Source organism: Sphingobacterium lactis, assembly GCF_011046555.1.
Classification (GTDB): Bacteria; Bacteroidota; Bacteroidia; order Sphingobacteriales; family Sphingobacteriaceae; genus Sphingobacterium; species Sphingobacterium lactis.
The window spans coordinates 1947961-1965352 of the sequence record NZ_CP049246.1; the positions used below are offsets into that span (position 1 = coordinate 1947961).

General features: G+C 45.5%; 19 protein-coding genes. 7 read left to right on the plus strand and 12 right to left on the minus strand.

Annotated features, from left to right (window positions below; translation table 11 throughout):
- Positions 1 to 5: 5 nt before the first annotated feature.
- From G6N79_RS08380 to G6N79_RS08390, 3 genes are read right to left on the minus strand one after another with little or no spacing between them, the layout of a single operon-like run.
- A complete protein-coding gene (locus G6N79_RS08380; protein WP_103907489.1) occupies positions 6 to 1010 on the minus strand; it encodes an ATP-grasp domain-containing protein in 1005 nt (334 codons plus the stop codon).
- A 14-nt stretch (positions 1011 to 1024) separates the two neighbouring features.
- A complete protein-coding gene (locus tag G6N79_RS08385) occupies positions 1025 to 2857 on the minus strand; it encodes a peptidase MATCAP family protein (protein ID WP_103907490.1) in 1833 nt (610 codons plus the stop codon).
- The gene (locus tag G6N79_RS08390; RefSeq protein WP_103907491.1) at positions 2844 to 3629 is read right to left on the minus strand and encodes an N-formylglutamate amidohydrolase; all 786 of its coding nucleotides are present in this window, start codon (positions 3627 to 3629) and stop codon (positions 2844 to 2846) included. Before G6N79_RS08390 ends, G6N79_RS08385 begins: the two co-directional genes overlap by 14 nt.
- Before the next feature lie 147 nt (positions 3630 to 3776).
- On the opposite strand from G6N79_RS08390, the gene G6N79_RS08395 reads away from it, so the two are divergent.
- On the plus strand, positions 3777 to 5156 hold the full coding sequence (locus tag G6N79_RS08395; protein ID WP_103907492.1) for an alpha-L-fucosidase: 1380 nt from the start codon (positions 3777 to 3779) through the stop codon (positions 5154 to 5156).
- A gap of 88 nt (positions 5157 to 5244) precedes the next feature.
- Positions 5245 to 5691, plus strand: a complete 447-nt coding sequence (locus G6N79_RS08400; protein WP_103907493.1) for a DoxX family protein — start codon at positions 5245 to 5247, stop codon at positions 5689 to 5691.
- A 113-nt stretch (positions 5692 to 5804) separates the two neighbouring features.
- Here the strand turns inward: G6N79_RS08400 and G6N79_RS08405 are convergent, their stop codons facing one another.
- Complete coding sequence (locus G6N79_RS08405) at positions 5805 to 6557, minus strand: SDR family NAD(P)-dependent oxidoreductase (RefSeq protein WP_234993256.1); 753 nt, start codon at positions 6555 to 6557, stop codon at positions 5805 to 5807.
- 188 nt (positions 6558 to 6745) lie between these two features.
- Here G6N79_RS08405 and G6N79_RS08410 point away from each other — a divergent pair, with 188 nt between their 5' ends.
- Together G6N79_RS08410 and G6N79_RS08415 are read left to right on the plus strand one after the other, a co-directional pair.
- On the plus strand, positions 6746 to 7642 hold the full coding sequence (locus G6N79_RS08410) for a helix-turn-helix domain-containing protein (RefSeq protein ID WP_103907495.1): 897 nt from the start codon (positions 6746 to 6748) through the stop codon (positions 7640 to 7642).
- Positions 7643 to 7799: 157 nt separating this feature from the next.
- Positions 7800 to 8669, plus strand: a complete 870-nt coding sequence (locus tag G6N79_RS08415) for a pirin family protein (RefSeq protein ID WP_103907496.1) — start codon at positions 7800 to 7802, stop codon at positions 8667 to 8669.
- 104 nt (positions 8670 to 8773) lie between these two features.
- Here the strand turns inward: G6N79_RS08415 and G6N79_RS17625 are convergent, their stop codons facing one another.
- Positions 8774 to 11221: a multicopper oxidase domain-containing protein gene (locus G6N79_RS17625; RefSeq protein WP_103907497.1), complete on the minus strand. Its 2448-nt coding sequence runs from the start codon at positions 11219 to 11221 to the stop codon at positions 8774 to 8776.
- Between the two features lie 36 nt (positions 11222 to 11257).
- Positions 11258 to 12106: a DUF3347 domain-containing protein gene (locus tag G6N79_RS08425; protein WP_234993257.1), complete on the minus strand. Its 849-nt coding sequence runs from the start codon at positions 12104 to 12106 to the stop codon at positions 11258 to 11260.
- Between the two features lie 120 nt (positions 12107 to 12226).
- Between G6N79_RS08425 and G6N79_RS08430 the strand changes: the two genes are divergently transcribed.
- From G6N79_RS08430 to G6N79_RS08440, 3 genes are all read left to right on the plus strand, one after another.
- Positions 12227 to 12451, plus strand: coding sequence for a hypothetical protein (locus G6N79_RS08430; protein WP_103907498.1), 225 nt, complete (start codon positions 12227 to 12229; stop codon positions 12449 to 12451).
- 315 nt (positions 12452 to 12766) lie between these two features.
- Positions 12767 to 13093 carry an ArsR/SmtB family transcription factor gene (locus G6N79_RS08435; protein ID WP_103907499.1) on the plus strand — a complete coding sequence of 109 codons (327 nt, stop codon included), beginning with the start codon at positions 12767 to 12769 and terminating at the stop codon, positions 13091 to 13093.
- On the plus strand, positions 13083 to 13589 hold the full coding sequence (locus G6N79_RS08440; RefSeq protein ID WP_103907500.1) for an SRPBCC family protein: 507 nt from the start codon (positions 13083 to 13085) through the stop codon (positions 13587 to 13589). Before G6N79_RS08435 ends, G6N79_RS08440 begins: the two co-directional genes overlap by 11 nt.
- 169 nt (positions 13590 to 13758) lie before the next feature.
- On the opposite strand, the gene G6N79_RS08445 is transcribed toward G6N79_RS08440, so the two are convergent.
- The 6 genes from G6N79_RS08445 to G6N79_RS08470 all read right to left on the minus strand — a co-directional run bounded on the left by G6N79_RS08445 (position 13759) and on the right by G6N79_RS08470 (position 17293).
- The gene (locus G6N79_RS08445) at positions 13759 to 13959 is read right to left on the minus strand and encodes a hypothetical protein (RefSeq protein WP_103907501.1); all 201 of its coding nucleotides are present in this window, start codon (positions 13957 to 13959) and stop codon (positions 13759 to 13761) included.
- Complete coding sequence (locus G6N79_RS08450) at positions 13952 to 14533, minus strand: methyltransferase domain-containing protein (RefSeq protein ID WP_103907502.1); 582 nt, start codon at positions 14531 to 14533, stop codon at positions 13952 to 13954. The genes G6N79_RS08445 and G6N79_RS08450 overlap by 8 nt, the downstream gene beginning before the upstream one ends.
- A 151-nt stretch (positions 14534 to 14684) precedes the next feature.
- Positions 14685 to 15137 carry a GNAT family N-acetyltransferase gene (locus G6N79_RS08455; protein ID WP_103907503.1) on the minus strand — a complete coding sequence of 151 codons (453 nt, stop codon included), beginning with the start codon at positions 15135 to 15137 and terminating at the stop codon, positions 14685 to 14687.
- 2 nt (positions 15138 to 15139) lie between these two features.
- Positions 15140 to 16243, minus strand: coding sequence for a DUF695 domain-containing protein (locus G6N79_RS08460; RefSeq protein ID WP_103907504.1), 1104 nt, complete (start codon positions 16241 to 16243; stop codon positions 15140 to 15142).
- A gap of 173 nt (positions 16244 to 16416) precedes the next feature.
- Positions 16417 to 16821, minus strand: a complete 405-nt coding sequence (locus G6N79_RS08465) for a DUF5606 family protein (RefSeq protein WP_103907505.1) — start codon at positions 16819 to 16821, stop codon at positions 16417 to 16419.
- A gap of 13 nt (positions 16822 to 16834) precedes the next feature.
- A complete protein-coding gene (locus G6N79_RS08470; protein WP_103907506.1) occupies positions 16835 to 17293 on the minus strand; it encodes a peptidylprolyl isomerase in 459 nt (152 codons plus the stop codon).
- Positions 17294 to 17392 lie beyond the last annotated feature (99 nt).

The window sequence follows — 17392 nt, forward strand, 5'->3', positions numbered from 1 at the left end:
TCCGCCTACTTATAATATTTCTTGACTTTCTTTTCGAGATTCTCGATGACCGCACCTGCGAAGTCTCGATCAAACAGCTCGGTGGCATGATTCAATGCCCCGGGACTGAATACATTGACTTCCATGATCTTATCCCCAACGATATCCAAGCCGACTAGGTACATCTCGTCTTTTTTCAATTGCGTAGATACCTGTTTGACCAGCTTGAGGATATCCTCGGTAATCTCTGCCTTTTCAGCAGTAGCACCCTGATGAATATTGCTGCGGATTTCATTTTCCTGCTGAACGCGTCTGACAGCAGCGTATTCTCCGTCAACCATGAGTGGTTTTCCATCCAATAGGAAGAAACGGATATCTCCCTTGGTTGCTTCGTGAAGGTATTCCTGCGCAATGATATAACCGTCACGTGCAATCGCTTCAACAGTCTGCTTTAGGTTCTGCCGTTCTTTAAAGTCAATCATGAATACATTTTTACCACCAGAACCCTTTAGCGGTTTAAGGATGATTTTATCTTTCTGGGCATCCAAGAAGCGCTCGACGTCTTCATGGTTTCGGGTGACCAAGGTTTTTGGACGGACCGCTTTCGGGAAATTCTCTAAGTAGAGTTTGTTGTTTGCCTCCACCAAGTTGTCAGGGTCATTGATAACCAGTTTTCCCATTTTCTTGATGAGCTGTGCGAACTGGACACCAGAAGCAGCGGCCCATGGGCGATTGATCATATCCAAGGTGGGATCAAATCGCAACCAAAGGACATCAATATCCTTCATGTTCACTTTTTCCTTTTTCGCAGCCTTCAGGAATTTTATGAACTCCCGATCATTGCGGAGCTCATGCGCAGGGGTTAATATACGGCAGTGAGCAGAAATGTTCTTTTCTCCTTCGTAGATAAAGTCTGCCAAACCGATATAAATAACGGTGTGACCACGTTCCAGGGCCTTTAACGCCAGCAGCGTGGTCGTAAATCTCTCATGCTCCTTATGAGATTGATTTATAAGAATTGCAATTTTCATATCGTTCCTAACTATTATATTAATTTGAAGATGTTCCCTTTCCGTTTGACGGTTTTCCATTGTTCGCTATAATCTGGGAAGAGGTAGCGGGGAATAATTTTGGGTGGTACGAGGATATCCTTTTGAAGGAGATCCTTGATAATGGAGAGGTAATCCTTACGGATTTTTCCCATCATCAGGAGGTGGACATTATTGCCGTCCTTGAGGTAGGTCAATAACTCCATGATGCCCTTGAGGTAGAGTGCGTCCTTGGTCAGGCCGCCCCCGCGGTAAACGCGCATGACGATCTGAAAGGCTGTTTCATGCTTGAAAGCGAATTGATCGACGAGCATAAAGAAACAATCGCTGAAACTATTGCCCAGCAACATGTGCTGTACGGCGAGTACGCGTGCGGCAATGATGCGTAGCCGGCTGTTGTTCAAACCGCCAACGATATATTCGGACAGCACGGCCAGGCCTTCCTGCAGTTCCTCATAACCAGGAACACCCAGGCTGAACAGGTTCAGCGGTTGCTGACGGCCATTGAAGTAGGTGACCACATGTGTGCCGATCTCATGCTGTATCAACGCTTTTGCGCGTTGTTTTGTCAATTTATATTCTGTACTGATATTCAGCGCTCCGCGGTTTACCATCACCCCGGAGATGTCTTCTCGAACCCGGATCGGACAGTTGAACTCCGGATCCTGTTGCTGTAGGAATTTGACCTCTTCACGCGCCAATTTTGCGAAATCATGCGCATTGATGATTTCGTCCGGTCGCTTCTTTGCATCTTCATCTTCCGTCATCATTAGGATAGCGGTAGCGGAGTTGATCAATTTCTCGGAAACATTTCCGAAGACCTGCAAACTGCCGTGGACAAAATCCTCCTTACCACGGTCCGCCAACATGGTGACCATGGAGTCCAACTCGGCACGTTTATCCCGGAAGATGTAGGCCATCGTGGGATCGTAAATATCCTCAATTCGTAGATTGTACAGCCGTCGTTTCACCAGATCGGGATCCACGTGCATCGGGCGGTACAGGAATTTTGGGGTCTTATAGAATTTATCTTTCTTGAATTGTAACCAGGCATCTGTCGTGTTCAACGGGGTAACCATGAGCAAGAAATCAAACTTCTTGCTTTCCTGAGAAAGGGCGCCGTCAATATCTGACATCAAAGGCGTCAAGACCTGGTGGAAATTGATTTTTTGTGCCGTTGCATTCAAATGGGTGTAAACCCGTAGGAACTCAAAAAATAAGCGGGACAGTGATTTGGCCAATGATTCCCGGTACAGACGCATCATGATCGGCAGGACCAGATCATTATTATCGATGTAATTCTGTTTGATGGAGATGCCCATCAACAGGATCTGTTTGTTCTGTAGTTCTTTCTGATTATATAGGGCTGGAAGATCCGGTGGCATGGGGATGTGGAGGTCCTTTGCTAGGGAGATACTGATTTCCGGCGCTTCCTTGCGCATGTTCTTCTGGAAATATTCTGCCAGAGGGAGAATGTCCTTTTGGCCGACATGGATCTGGATATCCTCAGTCTGATCTTTGTCCGCAATCCAAGCTTCCACCAATAGACAGGCACCGAACTCTTCTGCCAATTTCTGGGCAATGGGCTTCAGCCAATCCTCCAGTGCAAATTCGTCCGACCGACAGACAATGCTGGCATTCTCGGTCTTGGCGAGGTCCGACAGCATCTTGTCCCTCTTCTCGGCATCCTTTACCCGATAGATAAAGACGTAGGGAACAATCTTATTGAAGATGAATTTCCCCGCATTCGGAATCTGATAATGCACTGCATTTCTCTTGTTGATGGCATTTAGTAGCCTATTGAGCTGTTTGTTCTTATCTTCCGTCATAATTGAAATGCTTCTTCAGCGTTCCCAGGGAGTTCATCAATAATTGTTTTATCTCAACGATACGTTCTAAATTAGGCGTACCGGTCCATTCGTTCATGAAATCCTTTCGGAATTCGAAGGAGATCACGCAACCTTTATCGCCGTATTTGGCGTTCAGGTATTGTGCCAGATAGCCTCCCTTAAATTTTATGTTCTCCCGGATGTCAATAGGTTCTCCATAGAGCGTATCCTTGCTGATGCAGTTCATAAGCTCGGCAACCAAAGGATTCCATTTCTCCTGGATGTAGGCCGTGCCGAGATTGATCTGCGGATTAGCTTCGGTATCAACCTGTTCCAACTCATCGTTACGCTTTGCGTTGTAGCTATGAATATCATAAACCACGAAGTATCCGAAATCTGCTATGCTTTTCTGGATAAGTTCATCGATCTCATTGTAGATGTTCTTGTGGTCCTGGTAAAGTTCGGCTAGGATATTTTCAGGAAGGCTATCCTTCCACACGTGAATGCCCCAGGCTTGATCCTTCCGCAGGTATACGGCATCTTCGATCTTCCGATTGATATCCAATTGGAACCGTGAAGTGCCCACGACAAATTGACTGATGGGCAATTCGGCGAAAACCGCTGTAAAAGGGTCTTCTTCCCGCAGCCGATTCTCTTCGGAAACTTCAAGGTAAGGTTCGGTGATGGGGTCAACTTGATGACCATCATGAATGGCGAACGCCCAGAAAGGAACATGTAAATCTTTAATGAAATATCGGGTCAATTTAGACATAGCAAATACACAGTTTAATTAAATAACAATAAATCGCTTATTTCGTTTGCGCCAATGACCATTTAAATGGAATAACAACCGGAAGTCGGAATTTATTGGTATCTTGAGGATAGAAAACCTAATTCTAGCATTATTTTACTGAATACCATGAAAAGAACCGTAAGTTACATTCTACTGTTATTGCTGTCCTGTTCGCAAGCTATTGCACAGCGCAGCGATTGGAAGGAAGAATCTGTTGCCAACAAGGAAGAACGCATGAAATGGTGGCGTGATGGCCGTTTTGGCATGTTTATCCATTGGGGACTATACGCTCTTCCCGCGCGACATGAATGGGTGCAGAGCCGTGAAAAGATTGACCACGAAACCTATAGGAAAAACTATTTTGACCTGTTTAACCCGGACCTGTATAACCCGACCGAATGGGCACGGGCGGCCAAGGAGGCAGGGATGAAATATGTGGTGCTGACAGCCAAGCACCATGAAGGTTTCTGCCTATGGGATTCGAAAACCACGGATTTCAATGCAGCCAAAACACCTTACGGGAAGGATTTGATCAAACAGTTTGTAGATGCTTGCAAGGCGGAAGGCCTGAAAGTGGGTTTCTATTTCTCCATGATCGATTGGTCGAATCCGGATTTTACCATCGATTCCAATCACCCGCTTCGGGATAATCAGGAAGCGAGGGCGAAGAATGGGCGCAAGGACATGGGGAAATTCAGGCAATACCTGAAAGATCAGGTGCGGGAGCTACTGACCAATTACGGTACCATAGATCTTCTTTTCTGGGATTTTTCCTACCCCGGAAAGGATGGAAAGAGCAACAAAGATTGGGATAGTGAAGGGTTGATCAAACTGGCGCGTGAGCTTCAACCGAATATCATTATGAACGACCGGCTCGACATGTACGACCATGCCTGGGGCTGGGATTATAAAACACCTGAGCAGTTTATGCCCAATAAATGGCCGGAATACAATGGACAGCGGGTGCCATGGGAAACTTGCCAGACCTTTTCGGGCTCTTGGGGGTATCACCGGGATGAAAATACCTGGAAGTCCAACAATCAATTGATTGCCATGCTGATCGAAGTGGTCAGTAAGGGTGGTAACCTGTTGCTGAATGTAGGCCCGACGGCACGTGGAAATTTCGATGCCCGTGCTACCGACCGTTTGGCGGCCATCGGTGATTGGATGAAATTCAACAGCAAGGCCATCTATGGCTGTACGGAAGCACCGGCAGATTTTGAGCGTCCGGATAATTGCCTCTTGACGTATAACCCCGAAACCAAGAGACTCTATGTCCATCTGCTGCAGTATCCATACAAAACGTTATATCTGCCGAATTTTAAGGGCAAGGTGAAGTATGCACAGTTTCTGCACGATAACTCCGAAATAAAATATACATCCCGTTCCGGTGCTGAACCGGGGGGTCACATGACCATTACCGCAGGTGAAAAAGACCTTATCGTGGATCTGCCTGTCGTACGTCCTCAGGTTGAAATTCCAGTTATCGAATTGGTTTTGAATTAATTAGCGTGAAATTGTTACAGGTAGAACTATACTAATGCCTTGCGTGTTTACGTTGTAGAGTAATAACCAATTTTAAAAGGAGGTCATTATGAACCTAATACAACGTATTGAACATTGGGGCGATGCCCACCATCCGCGGTGGGTAGACTTTGTCAGGATCGGTTTGGGTATCCTGATTTTCGCCAAGGGGGTAAGTTTTGTCATGGATCGAGATTCCGTGTTTGCCCTTATCGAAAGGACGCATTTCCAGCTTTCCATTTGGTCTGCGGTACACTATGTCGTGTTTGCCCACCTCGTAGGTGGTCTATTCATCATGCTGGGTTTTCAGACCCGACTGGCAGTTGCGCTGCAGATACCGATTTTGATCGGCGCGGTATTCTTCGTGAATATTACGAATGGATTCAGTTTCTTAAATTCTGAATTCTGGCTATCATTGGTGGTGCTGCTCCTGCTCATTTATTTTCTGGTTGTGGGGTCAGGCCCTTATTCGCTGGATAAAGCAATGGATAAACCAGGCTATAAACGGGATATTTAATTCTTATTGGGATATACCCAATCTAAAGGGTTGAAATGAATGCCCAAAGATAAAGTATACAAAAATGGCGGCCTGAATTGGGTCGCCATTTCTTTTGTAATCTAGCAAATACCTTATTGGATACTGTAACCACCGTCAACCACTAAGGTGTGTCCAACAACAAAGCTCGCGGCGTCACTACAGAGCCAGAGTACGGTTTCAGCGATTTCCTCGGGTTTCCCCAGTCGTTTTGCAGGAACGGTTGCGATCATGGCATCCAGCACATCCTGCTGTCCGCCCTCCATCATCTTGTCGACCATAGGCGTATGGATAATGCCTGGACATATGGAATTGATCCGTATACCCATTGGCGCATACTCCAACGCTGCACTTTTGGTGAGTCCAATGACGCCATGTTTTGCCGCATGGTAGGTCCCGCGCTGGGCCCCGCCCAGGATGCCGCCAATTGATGAGCAATTGACAATAGCGCCGCTGCCTTGCTTGCGCATGTGCTGCAGTTCATATTTCATACAGCTCCAGACGCCGCGTAAGTTGATGTTGATTACTTTTTCAAAATCTTCGATGTCCTGATCAGCCGCATCTGCCAGGATATTTTGAACTGCAGCGTTATTGTATGCAGCATCCAGTCTACCGTACATCCTTACCGTTTCTTCCACCATTTCCCGGACTTGCTCATCCTTAGAAACATCGCAAATGATACCCATTGCTTGGTGTCCTGCTGTCAAGAGGCTATTTACCGCCCGATCCAAGGCCTCCCTGTCCATATCTGCCAATACAACGGTCGCTTCGGCTTCCGCAAATGCTTTGGCCGAGGCGAATCCTATTCCCTGTGCTGCACCTGTGATCAGGGCTACTTTTCCATTCATGTTTATCATCGTATATATTTTTTCGTATTGAAGTTTGTGCTGTTTAACGCTTATGGTCAAAGGTCCTAACTTATTGCTGACCACACCATATACATTACACGGATTTTGTTACCATTTTTACGGATTAGGTTCGGTAGGAATCAAAAAGACAAAAATGTGGGTAGATTTGTTTGGCATAAATTATAGAAATGGAAGAGATTTTAAGGATCGATACAGTTAGTGAGCACGATGCATTCTACCATAAGGAAAATTTGCATCCTTTGGTGAGTGTGATGGATTTTGATGGTCGGGTACCAGCGGAATATGCCTCCCGTATGAATTTTGGCTTTTATATCATTTATTTGAAGGAGGTGGTCTGTGGTGATGTAAAATATGGAAAACAGCAATATGACTATCAGGATCGCACGTTGGTTTTTGTGGCGCCGGGTCAAGTCATACAGCTGGATATCCATGCTGATTACAAGCCGCAGGGTTACGCATTGCTGTTCCATCCGGACCTTATACGTGGAACGGATTTAGGGAATCATATCGATCGATATTCGTTCTTCTCCTATCAATCCAAGGAAGCGCTTCACCTCTCTCCAAAAGAACGGAAGATTGTGCTGGACTGTTTTGAAAAGATCCAATTTGAGTTGGAACAGGGCTTCGATAAACATAGCAGGTTATTGATTGTTGATAACATAGCCTTATTTCTAAAGTATTGCCAGCGGTTTTATGATCGACAGTTCATCACCAGAAGCGAAGCGAATTCAGATGTATTACAACGCTTTGAAAAAGAACTGGACAGCTATTATACATCAGATAAGCCGCAGACCTTGGGATTGCCTTCCGTTAGTTATTTTGCGGAGAAACTTCACCTTTCCACGAATTACTTCGGTGACCTCATTAAAAAAGAAACCGGCAAGACAGCTTTTGAATATATACAGCTTAAAATAATGGGCATCGCCAAGCAACAGATTCTAGACCGACAGAAAACCATCAATGAAATTGCCTATGATTTAGGCTTTAAATATCCAGCACATTTCTCCAGAGCTTTTAAGAAAAGCGTAGGCATAGCTCCTATTGAATTTAGAAGACAGGGTTGAAAACGATTGGCGGCTGTGTGATCTTTCTCTTTCCACTGCAAAAGGGCCATATATGCGCTGATTGCCGCATTTCCATTGATATCCTACTTCTTACCATACATCAATGCTTTGGCCTCCACATTGGGGTATCTTTGTATAACAAACAAGGATATTTATCATGAAAACAAAACAAATCGAGAAAGTAATCAAACCAGGGAAAGCACATTTTGTGGGCGATGGATTTCGTGTCCATGGTTTTATTCCGGCAGCCATAACCATGGAGCGCATGGACCCTTTTCTTGTCTTTGATTATAATGCTACATACAATTTTCCGGCAAGCGAGATTCCAAAAGGGGTCGGTGTTCACCCGCATCGCGGTTTTGAGACCGTTACGCTGGCCTATAAAGGTCGTGTCGAACATGGCGATAGCTCCGGGGGTGGGGGTGTCATTGCGGAAGGAGATGTGCAATGGATGACAGCGGCATCGGGAATCCTGCACAAGGAATTCCATGAAACCGAATGGAGCAAAACCGGGGGTGATTTCCAAATGGTCCAATTGTGGGTCAACTTACCTTCCAAGTATAAAATGACTGCCCCAAAATATCAAGCCTTGACAAACGCTACGATTCCAAAAGTTGAGCTTGACGGAGGCCTGGGAATTGTGGAAGTCGTAGCTGGAAACTATCAGGAAACAGCGGGTGCGGCAAGTACCTTTACCCCGGTACACCTATATAACGGAAAACTTAAACAGGGCGGCCGCATGGACTTCGCACTTCCTGAACATTTCAATACTGCGGTGTTGGTTCTGGAAGGTCAGGTGATCATCAATGGCGAACCTATTCCTACGGATCACTTTGTACTTTTCAAAAATGAAGGTACGGATATCCATATCGAAGCCGATTCCGATGCCTTGGTGTTGGTGCTTTCCGGTGAGCCAATCAATGAACCGATTGCAGCCTATGGGCCCTTCGTGATGAACACCGAAGAGGAGCTGAAACAGGCTTTCCGTGACTTCCAGACCGGTAAATTTGGCCATCTGGCAGATTAAAGTGCTCTTTTCAACATGCTTTTATAAAAAAAGCCCTTCGACCAATTCTGATGAACCATTGGGTTCTCGGAATAGGCCGAAGGGCTTCATGCTTTTTGGGGTTTTTAATAATTAACCGAAAGCCCGACCCCGAATCCCATATCCGAGTCGTAGTGCGTTCGGATGCCCAGGTTCTTGGTCAGGATATACCGCAGATCGCCCATGTATTCCAGGTCAGAGTTCACCATGAAACCGGCGCGCAACCTTTTGGAAACGGGGATGTCCTCGCGCATAAGTTGTAGACGAACATTACCGTTGTGGTAAAGCTCAGCTTGGAAGCGTACGAGCATCGGTAGGGTATAGGCAAATCCGACCGAAAATAGCGCCCGTTCATCCTTGCTGTTGCGCTGGCCGAAAATATTCTTCTCGACTTCATGATTGTCCATCTTCCGATAGCGATAGTCAAAGCCCACAAAAGGCATAAACCATTGCATCTTACCTATATATCGACCCAAATGGGTCTCCACCTCATAGCCATGCATATCATGGTATCCCAAGCGCCATTCTGATGTCAGGCTGTAACGCGCATTGTGGAGCATCAGTTCACCATCATTACCATTTGTGGCGAAATCATTCTGGATCATGAAATGCGGCATATTGCTTTCTTTCTGCAACATACGGTACGCTTTTGCTGGGTTCGGAATGTAGGGGTTCGGTTCCTGTACATCGGTGCTGAACACCCGATTCATACCCGCCATCATGTGGTAAAGGATATGGCAATGGAAGAACCAATCCCCGGCAACATTGGAGTGGAATTCAATGGTATCCGTCTCCATCGGCATAATATCCAGCACATTTTTCATGGGGGCATAATCACCCTGGCCATTCAGAACACGGAAATCATGTCCGTGGAGATGCATGGGGTGCCGCATCATCGAGTTGTTGTACATGATAATGCGGACTATCTCGCCCTTTTTGATGAGGATCTTATCCGATTCATCCAGAACACGGTTGTTCATGCTCCATACATAACGGTTCATGTTCCCGGTCAATTCAAATCGGAGTTCACGAATCGGCGCATCCGCAGGCAGCGTAGTTTTGGTCGGCGAGCGCAACATGGCATAGTTCAGCGTCACGATATCCGAGTTGCCGTGCTGACCATGGTCCATCTGTTGCACGTGTTGTGCGTGGCCTTCATGCCCATGCTGTGGCTTTTCAGTCTTTTTGCCATGTTGACTGTGGGCCATCACCTGCTTAGTAGGCTCCGTTTCTTTCTGCCCATGCTGCCCATGTTCATCGTTCTTTTTATCTGATTTCGTTGGTTTATCTGATTTCTTGTGCTGATCATGGTCCATCTGTTGATGGTTTCCTTCCTTGGTTTCCCCGCCCATAGCATGGCTACCGCCATGGCCTTCGTGGCCGGCTTGTCCTTCCATCTCCGGATACATGACAGTATTCATGTCCATTTTCTGTAGGGTCATCTTCATGCCCATGTCATCGAGGTCACCGTTCATTTTCATCATGTCGTTCATCATCTTCATACCCTCGAAATATTTTAGGGTAGGTAGGGGCTTTACGAGCTGCTTAACGCCAGAGCCCAGGTACATCGAAACATTGCTCGTCCGATCTTCCGGTGTGGCCATAAATTCATAGGAAAGACCATCTTCAGGAATCGTTACGACGACATCATAGGTTTCCGAAACCCCGACGATGAGTCGATCCACTTCTACAGGCTCCACATCGTTCCCATCATTGGCGACCACGGTAATTTTACCACCGGCATAGGTCAACCAGAAATAGGAGGATGCCCCTGCGTTGATCACGCGGAGACGGACCTTGTCGCCGGCCTTAAATTCCGGATAGGAACGTTCCGTTTCGCCGTTCAACAGGAACCGGTCATAATAGACGTCACTGACATCCATCGCGAGCATCCGCTTCCATTCATTGGTCAATTTGGTTTTGAAGTGACCGGCTTTAATGGCCTCTGCATAACTCTGGGTTGCATTTTTCTTGATCGCAAACCAATCATTAGCATTATGCAACATCCGATGGACGTTATCCGGATCCAGATTGGTCCATTCACTCAATACCACCGGTATGGAGGGGAGGTCATCGATGCCTTTACGGAAGGTGGGGTCATCAGGACGTTTATGCAGGATCATCGCGCCGTACATACCGATCTGTTCCTGCATGCCGGAGTGGCTGTGGTACCAATGTGTACCACTCTGAATGATCGGGAAACGGTATACGAAGGTACTATCTGCCGGAATGTGCATTTGTGTCAGAAATGGAACACCATCTTCCTTATTGGGCAGGAATATCCCATGCCAATGCAGGGAAGACCCTTCCTTTAAATTATTGTGCAAATGAATCTCCGCCGTGTCACCCTCCGTAAAATTTAAGGTAGGCATGGGGATCGAACCATTTGCTGCAATTGCACGCTTTTCCTTGCCGCCATAGGTCACCGTGGTATCGTTCAGGTATAGGTCATACCGTACCACCTGCTGCGCAAACACCGTCGATAAACTACAAACAGCAAGGAGAAAAAGTGTTATGATTCGTAGATTTTTCATTATATCCTATTTCGTATGTTGGAAGTTTTACCTGGGTTATATTTTCTCTTTGGTTTCGCCACAGGTCATCATTTTGGACCCGAAATAGGGATTCTTTATGGCCTGCTGCTGACTGACCCAATAGGCACCTTTGTTACTGTTTGCCATCGGGCAGAACTGCCAATAGAGCGCCATATCGCTTTCAGCATCCTTTGCTAGCCTATAGAGGTTAGTGGAAAGATCCATAAAAGCTTGACGTTGGGCTTCTATGGAATTCTCCTGCGCAATTTTACTTGCGGATGCGGCAATGGATTTGTTGACCTCCATCCAGGTGTGGTGTTCTTTCTCTGCTAAAGTTGCCATATCCACCTGTGCAACGGATTCGGAAAGTTTCTTTGCGGCTTCCGCTGCCTTATCTGCATCCGTTCCGACCAATGCGTCCTTAACGGCAAGGTAACTGTGAAATACGGGATCCAGTTTGCCAGCCGTCGTCTTGGTGCTTTCTTGTGATTTTTCGTGATTTTGGTGCTCACCGTGTTCCATGCCATGCTCAGGAGCCTTGGTTGCGATGGCGCGATCGTATTTGCAGCAGGAATGGAGGTTTGCATAGACATCATCAGGAGCCCGGAAGCTCGCATTATCATATCCCGCTTGGGCTATTTTTTTGAGGATGGCCTGTTCATTGGTTTTCGTGCTGTCATAGGTTATGGTTGCTTTCTTGGTGTCCACATCCCACTTTACGGCTGCGATCTTGCCATCCGATCCGCTCGTTTCAATGGTTTTCTTACACATACCACAATTTCCGTTGACATCGACTGTTGTTGTCACTGCATTTTTTACCTGTGCAGACAGGGTATATACGCCGAGGCCGAAGATAAGGCCCAAGCTCATTGCTATCTTTTTCATGATTTTAATTTTTATTCCATAAATGTTCATCGCCGATGGCTGACCACCGACATTGGTTCCTATATACATAGGAACACAAAAATGCTACAGCTGTTCTAAGCTATTTTAGGCGGAATAAAAATGGAAGAGAAACCTGAAATCACCAGGTTGCGGTTCAATGCCATGTATTCCTGCTTGGGAAGCAGGATCTGGAAATTGAAATTCAAGGAAGTTGCCTGGACCATGCAACAGGAATGGTTCATAAATGCGACACAGCAACAGCCGTTTTTACCGGAACAGGCACTGTGCTCAGGATCAGCATCAGATGCTTCAGAACCTTCGCAACAGGAATGTGCGGTATGTTGATCATGATCAACATGCGTGCAACTTTGATCAGCAATAGGGGCAGGGCTGTGATCCGTGCAGGCCATACTCTTCGCCGGACTTAAATAAGCCAGAAGAAATATACTGAGTATGCCGATCCATTTTGCCATAGTATGAATACCCCAAAAGTAGATAAAATGTTTTCCAAATGGTAATTTTTCCCTTGAGAACATCTCATCAACAGGTCTTATGGGATTCTGCTGACAATCAAGGGAAATAAAAAATAATAAAAAAATGTTATGAAACCGAATGGTTGCATTTATATTTGCAACTGAATGGTTTCATAAAATAAAAATCATGAGACGAGATATCTATCAAGCTATTGCAGATCCAACCCGTCGGGCAATCCTGGCGTTGATTGCTACACAGGCGATGACACCCAACGCAATTGCTGGGCATTTTTCAACTTCACGCCAAGCGATTTCCAAGCATTTACGTATCCTGACCGAATGTGAATTGGTGCAAACCAAAACACAGGGTCGAGAAATCCATTATGCCTTGGTGGTCGATCGGATGAAAGAAATTGACCAGTGGCTTTCGCAATTCCGCACCTTATGGGAGAACCGTTTTGAACAGCTGGATGAATTATTAATAACCATAAAAAACCAAGAACATGAAAAATAATTTATTATTTCAATTCGATGTGGATAGGGAACAGAAGACCATCCGGATCAAGCGTGAATTTGCTGCAGATTTGCCACTGGTTTGGCAGGCTTGGACGACTCCAGAATTTTTGGAACAGTGGATTGCGCCGATACCATGGCGGGCTGAAACCAAGACGATGGACTTTCGAGAAGGTGGACATTGGCATTATGCCATGGTTGGACCGCAAGGCGAAAAGCATTGGAGTCGTTACGATTATCTAGAAATCGTTCCTCAAGTAAAAATTATGGAATCCCGTGGCTTCAGTGATGAAAGTGGTGCGATGAATCCAGATTTTCCGACAACCCTGAGCACAACGCTATTTTTTCAAAAGGAGGAGCGGACCTTGGTCGAATTAACCGCAGTTTATGGAAGTTTGGACGTGCTGGAATATATGGTCACTCATGGCTTTAAGGAAGGTATGGACGCCAGTTTGGCCAATCTGGATGAACTGCTGGAGAAGAGTAGCAAAGGTTAGTTGCGTGCTTATGCTATAAGGCATTAATAAAAAAGCCCAGATGCATGGCATCTGGGCAATCACACTAACTATATTACTATATACTATTTACTTCTAATATGTTGGTTTTTCAAGGTAGATGTAGGTAAACATCAATTGAAAGTTAAATAGTCGTTCTATAAGCTTTCCATTAATCCCTTCGGGGAATACTACAGGACCCATTTGGCCCACAACCGATATTGAATAGAGGCAACGCACAGAGCAACACACCCAAAATGATGATCAACCACATGTCTGCCTTAATTCCCTGCACCACAATAATAATCCCCATAATCAAGCGCAAAATGCGCATGACATTCCATTGGGCAACATATGTTTTAACTTTATCCATTTTTATACGCCATTCTTATAAATAATTCCGTACCCTGCCTTGGTCCAATGCTGTTGTAGCAAGGTTCCAATTTCCGGATGGTGAATTCTTTTTCAAACAATTGTTCGTACGCTTCAGCACTTCCCCCAAACGGTGGACCTTCCTTTTCAAATGTTACGTCGAAGAGCACACCTACGATTTCTCCTCCTTTTCGTTCCAAGAGGCGCGAAGCCTGTTTCACATAATCGGGGCGTTGCGACGGTTCCAGTGCGCAGAAGAACGTCTGCTCCAGCATCAGGTCGAAATCTCCCTTCAGATCGAAGAAGTCTCCCAAAAGGATCTCAATCTGCTGTCCGGTAAATCGTTCCTTGACCTGGGCTATCGCTCGAGGGGCAATATCGATTAACGTAATATTGGTAAAGCCAGCTTCAAGCAAATGCGCTGCCTCATAGGCATTCCCACAGCCTGGAATCAGGATTTTCGCATCCTTATCCGGAAAAGTGTTGAAAAATGTGACGATAGGCGTTGAAGCATAGCCGATATCCCATCCCGTTTGTTGGTTCTCCCAACGTGCATTCCAGTATTCTTTATCCATATTGTAAAATCTATGAAGAAAATGTACAGATACACAGGTGCCTCCCGATTGTAGGGACAAATTTCAGGATAATATTTAAACGGCTGTGTATCATTTGTTACATAATCGCTAGGTGACAAAAAAGTAACGGCTATTTTACGAATCGGCCGTTTTACGGTTGGTACCGCATGTTGACCATATCAAATCCAGGGGCCCAATAATCGGTGATGCGTTCCAGAACGTGGAAACCCTGTTTTGCATAGAACGCCTCCGCCAATTGGGAGGTGCGTACCATGATGGTGTCGATGTTTTCCTTGGCCAACGCATGCTGAATCCGATAGTGGGTCAGGAAAGTTCCCGCACCACTTTTCTGGAAATTCTGGTCGATAAAATCCCAACTGAGTCGCGCGGTAGTACCATCCGCATCGTAGTTGATCCCTCCGGCGCCAATGAGTCGATCCTGTTGCAGGACCACAAAATAATCAGCTATCTCTTCCTGAAGATACCTAATGAGATCCGCACGTTCAGATGCTGCAAAATACTGAGGGACATTGCTGTCAAATATAGTCAGTATGTCTTCGAGATCAGTTATCTGATAGGGACGTATTCGCAATTGCTTGTCCATGCCTAATCTTCCAGGTGATTCGCCTGTCTGTATTTTTCAAAGGATTGCCAATACCGATCCTTAAAAAACTCCATACGCATATTCAATTTATCTGCGTACGCTTCGATAAATTCATCCATAACTTCCGATGCATAGCGAAAATCCCGGCAGGCAAAGAAAGCCTCGCGGATGCCGTTAACCGTTTCTGTCCCCAAAAAGATAAAACCCGGTCGTTGCATCAGGCGTTCTTCGATTTTTTCCTCCACGCTGACCATCAGGTCGAAAGTGTCGGCATCGGGGAATCCGCTCTCATTTGCCGGAATATATTCATTCATGATCACCAATATCCAAGGGTGGGACGCTTTATGGTCCCAATTGAGGACAGTGGTGTTTATAGTGGATATAATAGGCATATCTTCCTGTGTCGTTCCTTCAAATCCCGTGTAGGAATCGTCGGTAGGGTCATAGGTGATCTCCTGGTATTTTTCGACGAATTCCTTTTCCCGCCAATTGAGGTAGTCCGGGAGTTTCTCCAAAGGAATAAGTTCCTCGATATCGGCACCGGGGCCACGAACTTCGATATGATCTACGGTGTTGATCATCACTTCTTCTCCAAGAAAACTATCCAGGAAGAGGAAAGTGCCGTTCAATATCTCCTGATAGGATTCTGGGTGAAAGGAGTCGTATACAAACATCAGGTCGATCTTGTCGGGGAAATTCGGGTTGACAATGGGGTAGAACTGCAAGTTGTTCTTGCCGAAGGTCAAGCCTTCTGTGCGGATTTCAAATTCCAACTTCTTGGTGCCCGGTTTCAGGGCTTTGAAGGACCAGTTGGGCAGCGCAGGCGCTGCGTCAACCATCTTTTCGGCGTAGGCCACATGTTGTACGACACCTTCTGGAGTAATGTATAGATGGGCTTTTCCATCATCTTCCAAGCCCACCAGAAAATAAAGGGACGGGTGGAGCGCATTTAACTGAGCGCCCAACTTTGTGATCAGTCTTTCCTCTACCTGATCGTGGCTTTGGATGATCTGGAAAAATTCGTCGCTATTTTCCGCAAACCAATCCCAGAATGACTGGATTGGGTCTGTATGGTTGTCTATCTGTTGATCTGTTGTGTTGAGCATATATTTTGCGGTTAAGCTTTTGAAATCTGTCCTATTCCTACTAAATATAGGAATTTTGAAAACTATTCATATAACAAGCTTTGTTAAAGAAAAGTTTAATTTCGTTAATCTGCGTAAAAAAGAAAAGGTTGCCCACACAAATGGACAACCCTTCTATTATCTTCGCTTGATCGTTAGGCGATTGGCTCTGGAGCTTCCTCGTCAAACAATGGCAATTCTTTAATGATGTTGTACCAAGAGATGATCTTTTTGATATCTGAGGTATATACACGGCTTTCGTCGTGATTTGGCGCAACCTCTCTGAAGAAATTGCGGAGCGTATCACCGTCTGCTTTTGGATCTGGCGTATTGCCACCATTCGTTTTGATAGTTTCCAATACATCCATCAAGCGGATTTCATCATCCTCACCGTAGATGGTGATGTCCTCTAGGGTTGCCATCTTGGTTGTCGAAAGATTGACAACGGATTTTACTTTGGCAGCATCCAAGGATTCCAATACGAATCCACCTTTATTCTGACCGATCAATTTAAATAGTCCTGGTTTACCAGTAACTGATACTAATCCTCTTAAGTTCATTTTTTTATCGGTATTAATCTTCTATAACTTCTACTCCTAAAATACGGTCTCCTTGACGGATATCGTCCACAAGGTCTACATTCTCGATCACTTTACCGAAGCACGTGTGGTTGCGGTCCAAGTGTGCAGTATTGTTGCGGCTATGGCAGATAAAGAATTGGGAACCTCCTGTATTTCTTCCAGCGTGTGCCATGGAAAGTACACCACGGTCGTGGTATTGGTTGTTTCCGTCTAATTCACAGTCAATTTTGTAACCCGGGCCACCTGTGCCTGGCATACCTGTTGCGCCTTCACGTGTGTTCGGACAACCACCTTGGATTACGAAATCTGGGATAACACGGTGGAAAGTCAAACCGTCATAATATCCTGATTTTGCCAATTTAATAAAGTTCGCAACTGTATTTGGAGCATCTTCTGTGTAGAACTGCACAGTCATGTCGCCTTTTTCTGTTTTAATAATCGCTTTACTCATGATTACTTACCTTTTTTTCTGATTAATAGGCTACAAAGATAAGGTTTCTCTCTTAATTCTAAAGGAATGCCGTTAACTGATTGATATTCATGTTGATGG

Bases quoted from the DNA above. Each gene is read 5' to 3' on its own strand.
- G6N79_RS08465 (WP_103907505.1), bottom strand. From the start codon at position 16,821: ATGAACTTAAGAGGATTAGTATCAGTTACTGGTAAACCAGGACTATTT.
- G6N79_RS08385 (WP_103907490.1), bottom strand. From the start codon at position 2,857: ATGACGGAAGATAAGAACAAACAGCTCAATAGGCTACTAAATGCCATC.
- G6N79_RS08460 (WP_103907504.1), bottom strand. From the start codon at position 16,243: ATGCTCAACACAACAGATCAACAGATAGACAACCATACAGACCCAATC.
- G6N79_RS08390 (WP_103907491.1), bottom strand. From the start codon at position 3,629: ATGTCTAAATTGACCCGATATTTCATTAAAGATTTACATGTTCCTTTC.
- G6N79_RS08380 (WP_103907489.1), bottom strand. From the start codon at position 1,010: ATGAAAATTGCAATTCTTATAAATCAATCTCATAAGGAGCATGAGAGA.
- G6N79_RS08435 (WP_103907499.1), top strand. From the start codon at position 12,767: ATGAGACGAGATATCTATCAAGCTATTGCAGATCCAACCCGTCGGGCA.
- G6N79_RS08425 (WP_234993257.1), bottom strand. From the start codon at position 12,106: ATGAAAAAGATAGCAATGAGCTTGGGCCTTATCTTCGGCCTCGGCGTA.
- G6N79_RS08455 (WP_103907503.1), bottom strand. From the start codon at position 15,137: ATGGACAAGCAATTGCGAATACGTCCCTATCAGATAACTGATCTCGAA.
- G6N79_RS17625 (WP_103907497.1), bottom strand. From the start codon at position 11,221: ATGAAAAATCTACGAATCATAACACTTTTTCTCCTTGCTGTTTGTAGT.
- G6N79_RS08415 (WP_103907496.1), top strand. From the start codon at position 7,800: ATGAAAACAAAACAAATCGAGAAAGTAATCAAACCAGGGAAAGCACAT.
- G6N79_RS08410 (WP_103907495.1), top strand. From the start codon at position 6,746: ATGGAAGAGATTTTAAGGATCGATACAGTTAGTGAGCACGATGCATTC.
- G6N79_RS08445 (WP_103907501.1), bottom strand. From the start codon at position 13,959: ATGGATAAAGTTAAAACATATGTTGCCCAATGGAATGTCATGCGCATT.
- G6N79_RS08430 (WP_103907498.1), top strand. From the start codon at position 12,227: ATGGAAGAGAAACCTGAAATCACCAGGTTGCGGTTCAATGCCATGTAT.
- G6N79_RS08395 (WP_103907492.1), top strand. From the start codon at position 3,777: ATGAAAAGAACCGTAAGTTACATTCTACTGTTATTGCTGTCCTGTTCG.
- G6N79_RS08450 (WP_103907502.1), bottom strand. From the start codon at position 14,533: ATGGATAAAGAATACTGGAATGCACGTTGGGAGAACCAACAAACGGGA.
- G6N79_RS08470 (WP_103907506.1), bottom strand. From the start codon at position 17,293: ATGAGTAAAGCGATTATTAAAACAGAAAAAGGCGACATGACTGTGCAG.
- G6N79_RS08405 (WP_234993256.1), bottom strand. From the start codon at position 6,557: ATGAATGGAAAAGTAGCCCTGATCACAGGTGCAGCACAGGGAATAGGA.
- G6N79_RS08400 (WP_103907493.1), top strand. From the start codon at position 5,245: ATGAACCTAATACAACGTATTGAACATTGGGGCGATGCCCACCATCCG.
- G6N79_RS08440 (WP_103907500.1), top strand. From the start codon at position 13,083: ATGAAAAATAATTTATTATTTCAATTCGATGTGGATAGGGAACAGAAG.